This window comes from Streptomyces sp. NPDC058955, from assembly GCF_042741435.1.
Classification (GTDB): Bacteria; Actinomycetota; Actinomycetes; order Streptomycetales; family Streptomycetaceae; genus Streptomyces.
The window spans coordinates 1-9,945 of sequence record NZ_JBHYKM010000186.1 but is presented as its reverse complement, the minus strand read 5'-3'; the positions used below and the strand labels follow the sequence as shown (position 1 = coordinate 9,945).

The 9,945-nt window shown below is 71.6% G+C and carries 12 protein-coding genes; 8 read left to right on the top strand and 4 right to left on the bottom strand.

Annotated features, from left to right (window positions below; all coding sequences use genetic code 11):
- Positions 1–166 precede the first annotated feature (166 nt).
- The 3 genes from ACFW1I_RS36845 (at position 167) to ACFW1I_RS36835 (ending at position 2,346) form a co-directional block, all read left to right on the top strand.
- A complete protein-coding gene (locus ACFW1I_RS36845; RefSeq protein WP_384678229.1) occupies positions 167–1,312 on the top strand; it encodes a GAF domain-containing sensor histidine kinase in 1,146 nt (381 codons plus the stop codon).
- Positions 1,305–1,949 (top strand): response regulator transcription factor, encoded by a 645-nt coding sequence (locus ACFW1I_RS36840; RefSeq protein WP_351842104.1) that lies wholly within the window; start codon positions 1,305–1,307, stop codon positions 1,947–1,949. Before ACFW1I_RS36845 ends, ACFW1I_RS36840 begins: the two co-directional genes overlap by 8 nt.
- 154 nt (positions 1,950–2,103) lie before the next feature.
- On the top strand, positions 2,104–2,346 hold the full coding sequence (locus ACFW1I_RS36835; RefSeq protein ID WP_384678227.1) for a chaplin: 243 nt from the start codon (positions 2,104–2,106) through the stop codon (positions 2,344–2,346).
- Positions 2,347–2,671: 325 nt separating this feature from the next.
- On the opposite strand, the gene ACFW1I_RS36830 is transcribed toward ACFW1I_RS36835, so the two are convergent.
- Positions 2,672–3,463: a hypothetical protein gene (locus ACFW1I_RS36830; RefSeq protein WP_384678225.1), complete on the bottom strand. Its 792-nt coding sequence runs from the start codon at positions 3,461–3,463 to the stop codon at positions 2,672–2,674.
- Positions 3,464–3,607: 144 nt separating this feature from the next.
- Here ACFW1I_RS36830 and ACFW1I_RS36825 point away from each other — a divergent pair, with 144 nt between their 5' ends.
- The 4 genes from ACFW1I_RS36825 (at position 3,608) to ACFW1I_RS36810 (ending at position 6,846) form a co-directional block, all read left to right on the top strand.
- Complete coding sequence (locus ACFW1I_RS36825; protein ID WP_384678222.1) at positions 3,608–4,399, top strand: ABC transporter ATP-binding protein; 792 nt, start codon at positions 3,608–3,610, stop codon at positions 4,397–4,399.
- A 100-nt stretch (positions 4,400–4,499) separates the two neighbouring features.
- Positions 4,500–4,928: an NfeD family protein gene (locus ACFW1I_RS36820; RefSeq protein ID WP_384678220.1), complete on the top strand. Its 429-nt coding sequence runs from the start codon at positions 4,500–4,502 to the stop codon at positions 4,926–4,928.
- Positions 4,929–5,033: 105 nt separating this feature from the next.
- Positions 5,034–5,969: an SPFH domain-containing protein gene (locus ACFW1I_RS36815; RefSeq protein ID WP_031015614.1), complete on the top strand. Its 936-nt coding sequence runs from the start codon at positions 5,034–5,036 to the stop codon at positions 5,967–5,969.
- A 124-nt stretch (positions 5,970–6,093) separates the two neighbouring features.
- Positions 6,094–6,846, top strand: coding sequence for a sulfite exporter TauE/SafE family protein (locus ACFW1I_RS36810; RefSeq protein WP_384678231.1), 753 nt, complete (start codon positions 6,094–6,096; stop codon positions 6,844–6,846).
- 47 nt (positions 6,847–6,893) lie between these two features.
- On the opposite strand, the gene ACFW1I_RS36805 is transcribed toward ACFW1I_RS36810, so the two are convergent.
- The 3 genes from ACFW1I_RS36805 to ACFW1I_RS36795 all read right to left on the bottom strand — a co-directional run bounded on the left by ACFW1I_RS36805 (position 6,894) and on the right by ACFW1I_RS36795 (position 8,914).
- Positions 6,894–7,400, bottom strand: a complete 507-nt coding sequence (locus ACFW1I_RS36805; RefSeq protein WP_384678218.1) for an HNH endonuclease — start codon at positions 7,398–7,400, stop codon at positions 6,894–6,896.
- A 167-nt stretch (positions 7,401–7,567) separates the two neighbouring features.
- Positions 7,568–8,107, bottom strand: a complete 540-nt coding sequence (locus ACFW1I_RS36800; protein WP_384678216.1) for a YbhB/YbcL family Raf kinase inhibitor-like protein — start codon at positions 8,105–8,107, stop codon at positions 7,568–7,570.
- A 24-nt stretch (positions 8,108–8,131) separates the two neighbouring features.
- A complete protein-coding gene (locus ACFW1I_RS36795; protein WP_384678214.1) occupies positions 8,132–8,914 on the bottom strand; it encodes a sporulation protein in 783 nt (260 codons plus the stop codon).
- Positions 8,915–9,002: 88 nt separating this feature from the next.
- Between ACFW1I_RS36795 and ACFW1I_RS36790 the strand changes: the two genes are divergently transcribed.
- Positions 9,003–9,665 carry a DNA-3-methyladenine glycosylase gene (locus tag ACFW1I_RS36790; protein ID WP_384678212.1) on the top strand — a complete coding sequence of 221 codons (663 nt, stop codon included), beginning with the start codon at positions 9,003–9,005 and terminating at the stop codon, positions 9,663–9,665.
- The last annotated feature ends 280 nt before the right edge of the window (positions 9,666–9,945 follow it).

Here is a 9,945-nt window from a genome sequence, read left to right as displayed (position 1 = left end):
CCGACGGCACAGGGACAGGGCTGTCGTCATTGATCACCCAAGACTCGATCACGAGCACGACGATCTCACGGACGGATCCAAGAGACAGGCCCTAGGTCCCGCGACCCGGTGCACCGCCGTCCACAGGCCCATACGGACCGTCACACCTCGCCGGTACGGTGAAGCCATGAGCCACCGATCGAGTTCCGGCCTCGCCGCCGTGAGCACCGCGCTGCTGGCGATGAGCCGGCAGATGGAGGTCCGCGACGTCCTCAAGACGATCGTGGCCTCCGCCCGCGAGCTGCTCGACGCCGAGTACGCGGCGCTGGGCGTCCCGGACGACCACGGCGGCTTCGCCCAGTTCGTCGTCGACGGCGTCTCCGAAGAACAGTGGAAGGCCATCGGCCCCCTGCCCCGCCAGCACGGCGTCCTCGCCGCGATGCTCCACAAGGCCGAGCCCGAGCGGCTCGCCGACGTCCGCGAGGACCCCCGCTTCGGCGGCTGGCCCGACGCCCACCCCGAGCTCTCCGACTTCCTCGGCCTGCCCATCCGCGACGGCGACGAGACCCTGGGCGCCCTGTTCCTCGCCAACAAGCGCTGCCCCAAGCCCGAGGGAAGCTGCGGCTTCACCGCAGAGGACGAGGAACTCCTCGGGATCCTCGCCCAGCACGCCGCCATCGCCCTCACCAACGCCCGCCTCTACGAGCGCAGCCGCGAGCTGACCATCGCCGAGGAGCGCTCCCGGCTCGCCCACGAGCTGCACGACGCCGTCAGCCAGAAGCTCTTCTCCCTCCGGCTCACCGCCCAGGCCGCCGCCGCGCTCGTCGACCGCGACCCGGCCCGCGCCAAGGGCGAGCTCCAGCAGGTCGCCGCGCTCGCCGCCGAGGCCGCCGACGAGCTGCGCGCCGCCGTCGTCGAGCTCCGCCCGGCAGCCCTCGACGAGGACGGTCTCGTCCACACCCTCCGTACCCAGGTCCAGGTCCTCGACCGCGCCCACACCGCCACGGTCGTCTTCGACAGCCCCGGCATCCGCGCCCTGCCCGCCACCCAGGAGGAGGCCGTCCTCCGGGTCGCCCAGGAAGCCCTGCACAACGCGCTGCGGCACGCCGACGCGGCCCGCGTCGCCGTCACCCTCACCCGGAACGGCCAGGGCGCGCGGCTCACCGTCGCCGACGACGGCCGCGGCTTCGACCCGAGGACGGTCCGCCGCGCCGGCCGCCACCTCGGCCTGGTGTCCATGCGCGACCGCGCCGCCGGAGTCGGCGGCGCCCTCACCGTGACCTCCGCCCCCGGCGAGGGCACCACGATCGAGATGGAGGTCCCCGGTGGCTGACAAGCCCATCCGCGTGCTCCTGGTCGACGACCACCAGGTCGTCCGCCGCGGCCTGCGCACCTTCCTGGAGGTCCAGGACGACATAGAGGTCGTCGGCGAGGCGGCCGACGGCGCCGAGGGCGTCGCCCGCGCCGAGGAGCTGCGCCCCGACGTCGTCCTCATGGACGTCAAGATGCCCGGCACCGACGGCATCGAGGCCCTCAAGCGGCTCCGCGCCCTCGCCAACCCGGCGAAGGTCCTCATCGTCACCAGCTTCACCGAGCAGCGCACGGTCGTCCCCGCCCTGCGCGCCGGCGCCTCCGGATACGTCTACAAGGACGTCGACCCGGACGCCCTCGCCGGCGCGATCCGCTCCGTCCACGCCGGCCACGTCCTGCTCCAGCCCGAGGTCGCCGGCGCCCTCCTCGCCCAGGACGACCCCCAGGGCGGTACGGGACGCGGCACCACCCTCACGGAGCGCGAGCGCGAGGTCCTGGGCCTGATCGCCGACGGCCGCTCCAACCGCGAGATCGCCCGCGCCCTGGTCCTCTCCGAGAAGACGGTGAAGACCCACGTCTCGAACATCCTGATGAAACTGGACCTGGCCGACCGCACCCAGGCGGCGCTCTGGGCGGTCCGCCACGGCCTCACCACCTGAAACGCTCCGTTCACGCGCCGGGGCGCACGCCCGTTCAGAAGGTCATACCGTCGGGTGTACATCCCCCGTTCGGCGCAACCCGGAAGGGCGGGCGGCGTTCTCCATGGCGTGCTGCGGCGGACCGGCCGCAGCGATGACCAGGAGGAAGTACCAAGTGAAGAACCTCAAGAAGGCCGCTGCCCTCACCATGGTCGCCGGTGGCATCGTCGCCGCCGGTGCCGGTGTCGCCTCCGCCCACGGCGCCGAGGCCGACGGCAAGGCCCTCAACTCCCCGGGTGTCGCCTCCGGCAACCTGGTGCAGGTCCCGGTCCACGTTCCCGTGAACGTCTCCGGCAACACGGTCAACGTGATCGGCCTGCTCAACCCCGCCTTCGGCAACGGCGCCTACAACGGCTGACCCGCCACCCACCGACGGCCCCCGGAACCCTCCCTCCGGGGGCCGTCGCCATACCCACCCGAAGCCCAAACCCCACAAGACCCCGCCCCGCCGCCCGAAGGCGCCCCACGCCGAGACCGGCACCCACACCACCCCCGCACCACGGGACCAGCCCCCCCCCCACGCCGCCAGCCTCTCCCCCCAGGGCTTCGGCCCGCCCCGCCGGACTCCGTCCGCCGCCCCGAGCGCCCCGCACCGGGGAAGGCCCCGCCCCCGAGCCGACAGCCGGCGCCCCGCGGGAGTACCACCGGCAAGCGAGCGGAGCCCGCCGACCGCAGGGATGGGGTCAGTACCCCCGTCCCCGCTCCCGTTCCTCCACCCACGCGTTGTACGCCGCGACCTGCGCCCGCCGCGCCACCCGTTCCACCGGCCGCAGCACCGCCCCCCGCGCCGCCATCTCGGACGCGGTCACCGCGCCGCCGTGGCCGTTGCCGTACGCCAGGTCGACCATCAGGCCGATGCGCTGGGCCAGCTCTAGGACCCGGACGGCACGCGGCGGGTAGCCGGGGGCCAGCAGCTCGCGGCCCGCCTCCGCGCGTGCCCGGTACGCGTCCCGGGCCGCCTCCGCCGCCGGGCCCGACGCCGCCACGTCCAGCCGCGTCAGCGCGGCCGTCGCGTCCCGCAGCGCCTCCGCCAGCTCCCGCTCCGCCTCGCTCAGCGACGGCACGTCGGCCGGCGGCGCCTCCCGGACGGTCAGGCAGTGCCAGACCACCTCCACGTGCACGTCCCCCCGGGGCCCCGCCTCCGAGACCTCCGGAACGAGCCCGTACGGCGCCCCGTACCCGACCACCGCCTCCTCCGCCTCCAACGCGCGCGCGTTGAAGTCCGGCGGACCGCTCAGCCCCAGCGGATGCCCCGGCGCCGGCAGCGCCACCCGCCAGCCGGTCACCCCGAGCCGCCGCAGCCGCCCCAGCGCCAGCGTCAGCCCCACCGGACCCGCCTCACCCGGCAGCCCCGCCACGCGGTGCACCGAGTCCTCCCCGACAATCGCCAGCGCCGCGTCGTCCGGCGACACCGCCCCGGCCAGCAGGGCATTGCCCCAGGCGGCCAGGCGTCCTGAACGTGGTTCCGAAAGCATCCCCCCAGAGTAGGGACCCGAACGACGCCCTAGGGACCGGCCCGCCTCGCCGATGACGTAGGTTTTCCCGTGGACGCCGCGCCCGCGGCCCAAGGCGACGACACGAGCCGACACGACTCGACGGCAAGGGGAGACAACGCGCTCATGAGCGATGTACTGGAGCTGGTGGACGTATCCGTGGTCCGCGACGGACGCGCTCTGGTGGACGGGGTCTCCTGGTCGGTCAAGGAAGGAGAGCGCTGGGTCATCCTCGGCCCCAACGGCGCCGGCAAGACCACCCTCCTCAACGTCGCCTCCAGCTATCTCTACCCCACCACCGGCACCGCCACCATCCTCGGCGAGCGCCTCGGCGGCGTCGACGTCTTCGAGCTGCGCCCCCGCATCGGCATGGCCGGCATCGCGATGGCGGAGAAGCTGCCCAAGCGCCAGACGGTCCTGCAGACCGTCCTCACCGCCGCGTACGGCATGACCGCCACCTGGCACGAGGACTACGACCCGGTCGACGAGGCCCGCGCCCGCGCCTTCCTCGACCGCCTCGGGATGAACGACTACCTGGACCGGAAGTTCGGCACCCTCTCCGAGGGCGAGCGCAAGCGCACCCTGATCGCCCGCGCGATGATGACCGACCCCGAGCTCCTCCTCCTCGACGAGCCCGCCGCCGGCCTCGACCTCGGCGGCCGCGAGGACCTGGTCCGCCGCCTCGGCCGCCTGGCCCGGGACCCGTACGCCCCCTCCATGATCATGGTCACCCACCACGTCGAGGAGATCGCCCCCGGCTTCACCCACGTCCTGATGATCCGTCAGGGCAAGGTGCTGGCCGCCGGTCCCATGGAGACCGAGCTCAACTCCCGCAACCTCTCCCGCTGTTTCGGCCTCCCGCTCGTCGTCGAGCGCGTCGGCGACCGCTGGACCGCCCAGGGCCTGCCCCTCAAGTAGCCCCGCCCCGCAGGGCCGTGAGCCGCCGTGACCCGCACAGCCACGGCACCGCAGCACCGCGCCCTGTCCCACGAGGCCCCACCCGCCCTACCATGACCGTGTGGACATCGACGCATGGACCTGGTGGCTGATCGGCGCGGTGGGGCTCGGCATTCCCCTCGTCCTCACCGCGATGCCGGAGTTCGGCATGTTCGCCGTCGGCGCGGTCGCGGGCGCGGTCACCGCCGCCCTCGGCTTCGGCGTCGTCGCCCAGGTGATCGTCTTCGCCGTCGTCTCCGTCGCCCTCATCGCCGTCGTCCGCCCGATCGCCGCCCGCCACCGCGCTGGCGCCCCCGCCCTCGCCACCGGCATCGACGCCCTGAAGGGCCGTCAGGCCCGCGTCGTGGAACGGGTCGACGCCGAGGGCGGCCGCATCAAGCTCGCCGGCGAGATCTGGTCCGCCCGTTCCCTCGACGCCACCCGCGTCTTCGAACCGGGCGAGGAGGTCGACGTCGTCGAGATCGAGGGGGCCACCGCCGTCGTCATCTGACCGAAGCCCACCCATGACGTCCGGGCGTCTGGGAAACTCGATCTTCGGAAGAGAAACCCGAGAGAAACCCGGCAGACAACCGGCAGCGAAGGGCACGGGAACACGATGTCAGCAGTCATCATCGTCCTGATCATTCTGGTGGTGCTCGTCTTCATCGCCCTGATCAAGACGATCCAGGTCATCCCCCAGGCCAGCGCCGCGATCGTGGAGCGCTTCGGCCGCTACACCCGCACCCTCAACGCCGGCCTCAACATCGTCGTCCCGTTCATCGACACGATCCGCAACCGCATCGACCTCCGCGAGCAGGTCGTCCCCTTCCCGCCCCAGCCGGTGATCACCCAGGACAACCTGGTCGTCAACATCGACACCGTCATCTACTACCAGGTGACCGACGCCCGGGCCGCGACCTACGAGGTCGCCAGCTACATCCAGGCCATCGAGCAGCTCACCGTCACCACGCTGCGCAACATCATCGGCGGCATGGACCTGGAGCGGACCCTCACCTCCCGCGAGGACATCAACGCCGCCCTCCGCGGCGTCCTCGACGAGGCCACCGGCAAGTGGGGCATCCGCGTCAACCGCGTCGAGCTCAAGGCCATCGAGCCCCCGACCTCCATCCAGGACTCGATGGAGAAGCAGATGCGCGCCGACCGCGACAAGCGCGCCGCCATCCTCCAGGCCGAGGGCGTCCGCCAGTCCGAGATCCTCCGCGCCGAGGGCGAGAAGCAGTCCGCGATCCTCCGCGCCGAGGGCGAGGCCAAGGCCGCCGCCCTCAAGGCCGAGGGCGAGGCCCAGGCCGTCCGCACCGTCTTCGAGGCCATCCACGCCGGCGACCCGGACCAGAAGCTCCTCTCGTACCAGTACCTCCAGATGCTCCCGAAGATCGCCGAGGGCGACGCCAACAAGCTCTGGATCGTGCCCAGCGAGATCGGCGACGCCCTCAAGGGGCTCTCCGGCGCCCTCGGGAACATGGGCCCGGGCGCCCCGTCCTTCACCAAGGACGTCCCGTCCGCGAGGCGTGAAGAACCCACCGTCGACTGATCAACTGCTGACACGTACACGTAATCCCGGGCATGATCGGTGCGAGCCCCTCGACCCTCGCCGCACGCAGGGCGGGGAGGCGAGCCACTGACCATGTGAGGAAACGGCTTTGTCCATCTGGGAAATGCTGGCGGTCTTCGCCGCCGGCATCGGCGCCGGCGCCATCAACACCATCGTGGGATCGGGGACGCTCATCACGTTCCCGGTCCTCCTCGCGACCGGACTGCCCCCGATCACCGCGAACGTCTCCAACGCCCTCGGCCTCGTCCCCGGATCCATCAGCGGAGCCATCGGCTACCGCCGCGAACTCAAGGGCCAGACCCGCCGGGTGCTCCGCCTCGGCGCCGCCGCCCTCGTCGGCGGACTCATCGGCGCGATCCTGCTCCTCGCCCTGCCCTCCAAGGCGTTCGACGCGATCGTCCCCGTCCTCATCGGACTGGCCCTGATCCTCGTCCTCTTCCAGCCCCGCATCGCCGCCGCCGTCCAGCGCCGCCGCGAGGAGACCGGCAACGAGGCCCACCCCGACGGCGGCCCCGCCCTCCTCGTCGGCCTCACCCTCGCCAGCATGTACGGCGGCTACTTCGGCGCCGCCCAGGGCGTCCTCTACCTCTCCCTCATGGGCCTGCTCCTCCACGACGACCTCCAGCGGATCAACGCGGTCAAGAACATCCTCGGCGCCCTCGTCAACGGCGTCGCCGCCGTCTTCTTCCTCTTCGTCGCCGAGTTCGACTGGACCGCCGTCCTCCTCATCGCCGTCGGCTCCACCCTCGGCGGCCAGATCGGCGCCAAGGTCGGCCGTCGCCTCAAGCCCGCCGTCCTGCGCGGCGTCATCATCGCCGTCGGCCTCGTCGCGATCCTCCAGCTCACCCTGAAATGACGAAGGGGCCCGCCCCCGACCGGGGCGGGCCCTCACCCTCGTACGGATCAGGCGGCGGTACGCGCCAGCCAGTCCGGCAGCGCCGACCGCTCACCGGCCCGCATCGCCAGCAGCATCGCGTCCGCCGGCGTCGGCTCGAAAGGCTCGAAGAGCAGCGGCATCCCCGCCTGCTCCGGAGTCCGGTCCGCCTTGCGGTGGTTGTCCTCCGCACAGGAAGCGACCGTATTCAGCCAACTGTCCCCGCCCCCCTGCGCCCGCGGCACCACATGGTCCACGGTCGTCGCGCGCCTCCCGCAGTACGCGCACCGGTGCTGGTCCCTGACCAGCACCCCCCTCCTCGACCACGGTGCCTGTCTTCGGAACGGCACCCGGACGAAGCGGCAGAGCCTGATCACCCGCGGCACCGGAAGGTCGACGGCGGCGGCACGCACCCGCAGGTCGGGGTGGGACTGCTCCACGACGGCCTTGTCCTGCAGGACAAGCACCACCGCACGGTTGAGTGTCACCGTCGACAGCGGCTCGAAGCTCGCGTTCAGTACCAGCGTGTCCCGCATTGTGCCCACCTCCCGTTGTGCCGGCCCAGCCCCCACCTGAGGCTTCCGGGCTTGGATCAAACGATGGCCGGGCCGGCCGGGGTCGGACAACGCAATTTCGTGCGCAACAAAAGATGCCCGCTTCTGATCTCTCCAAGACCAGAAGCGGGCAAACAACAAACGAACGATCAGCCTGCGGCGGGAGCCGCGTACTCACCGATCAACTGGGCCCGGCCCAGCGTGTGGAACCGCAGGTTGAACCCGACGGCGGCCGGCGAGGTGTCCGCGTCCGGCCCCAGCTTCTCGGTGTCCACCGCGTACACGGTGAACACATAGCGGTGGGCCGGGTCGCCGGCCGGCGGGGCCGCCCCGCCGAACTCCTTCGCCCCGTAGTCGTTCCGCGCGTGCACCGCCCCGGCCGGCAGCCCCTCGAAGGAACCCGAACCGGCCCCGGCGGGCAGCTCGGTCACCGACGCCGGGATGTCGAACAGCACCCAGTGCCAGAACCCGCTGCCCGTCGGCGCGTCCGGATCGAAGCAGGTCACGGCGAAGCTCTTGGTCTCCGCCGGGAACCCCTCCCAGCTCAGCTGGGGGGAGACGTTCCCCGCCGCGTACACCTGAGCGTCCTTCAGCACCCCGCCGGGCGCCACGTCGTCGCTCGCCACGGCGAACTCCGCCACCGGCGGATGGAAGGCGTGGGGGAGCGGCGCCCGCTGTCCCTCGGACATGTCGAAACCTCCGGATCGTCCGTACTACATCCAGTTGCGACGGCCGCCGACCTCGGCGAGCCACTGGTTGAGGTAAGCGTTCCAGTCGGTGCCCTGGAAGTCGTTCAGACCCACCTTGAACGCCCGGAAGGAGTCGCTGCCCTCGGTGAAGAGGCCCGGCTTCTTGTCCATCTCCAGGACGACGTCCATCTCGCGGTCGTCCGCGACGAAGCTGACCTCGACCTGGTTCAGGCCGCGGTACTGCTGCGGCGCGAAGAACTCGATCTCCTGGTAGAAGGGCAGCCGCTGGCGCGTGCCGCGGATGTGACCGCGCTCCATGTCCGCGCTCTTGAAGCGGAAGCCCAGCTGGATGAAGGCGTCGAGGATCGCCTGCTGCGCCGGCAGCGGGTGCACGTTGATCGGGTCGAGGTCGCCCGAGTCGACCGCGCGCGCGATCTCCAGCTCGGTCGACACGCCGATGTCCATGCCGTGCAGACGCTGCCCGCCGATGGTGTTGATCGGGGTCTCCCACGGGATCTCGATCCCGAACGGCACCGTGTGCGTCGCGCCGGCCTTGACCTCGAAGGCGCCACCGAGGCGCACCTTCACGAACTCGACGTCCTGCTTGTGCTCCTGGTCGCCGCCCTCGACCTCGACGCGCGCCTGGAGACCGACGGACAGGCCCTCGATCTGCTGGTCGACGCTGCCGCCCTGGATCCGGACCTCGCCCTGGACGACGCCGCCCGGGACCACGTTCTCCTCGGTGAGCACCGTCTCCACGGTCGCCCCACCGGCACCAAGGCTGGCCAGCAGCTTCTTGAATCCCATGTCACTCTCTCCTTCTCGGGTCCTGTCCCCTACATACGCGCGACGACCGTAGCGGGTTCCGAGGCCCTCCCCGTTACGCTCGGACGCCATGAGCGAGAGCCCCGACCGTACGCCGCTCCCGCGGAGCTTCTTCGACCGCCCCGTCCTGGAGGTCGCCCCGGACCTCCTCGGCCGCACCCTCGTGCGCACGACCGACGAGGGACGCATCGAGCTGCGCCTCACCGAGGTGGAGGCGTACGCCGGCGCGATCGACCCGGGCTCGCACGCCTTCCGCGGCCGCACGGCCCGGAACGCCGTCATGTTCGGCCCACCCGGACACGCGTACGTCTACTTCACCTACGGCATGTGGCACTGCCTGAACCTGGTGTGCGGCCCCGAGGGCGAGGCCAGCGGGGTACTGCTCCGAGCGGGCGAGATCCGGCGTGGCGCGGAACTGGCCCGCCCCCGCCGCCGCTCGGCCCGCAAGGACGAGGAACTGGCGAAGGGCCCAGCCCGCCTGGCCACCGCCCTGGACGTCCCCGGCTCCCTCAACGGCACCGACGTCTGCGCCGGCCCGGACGCCCCCCTCGCGGTCCTCACCGGCACCCCGCCGGCCCCCTCCCTCATCCGTACGGGCCCGCGCACCGGCGTCGGCGGCGACGGTGCCCCGCACCCCTGGCGCTTCTGGATCGCCGAGGACCCCACGGTGAGTCCGTACCGTCCCCACACGCCCCGGAAGCGCCGACTTGACCCGGCCCGAGCCGACGCGTAATGTAGCCCGAGCCGCTTGAGACGGTGGTGCTTGTTCAAGCACCCCGAGAGCGGCCATCCACTTCAATGCGACGAATCCCCCCGGGGCTTATTTCGGCATGCCGAAATTCGTTTCGAAAGGCTCGATTATGAGCCGCCGGGGAAATCGGTTAAAGTAGTGGACGCGCCGGAAGGCCCCGAGAAAAAAATTCGGGACCGGAAAGCACCGAGGAAATCGGATCGGAAAGATCTGATAGAGTCGGAAACGAAGGAAGCGCCCGGAGGGCCTGGAAACAGGAACG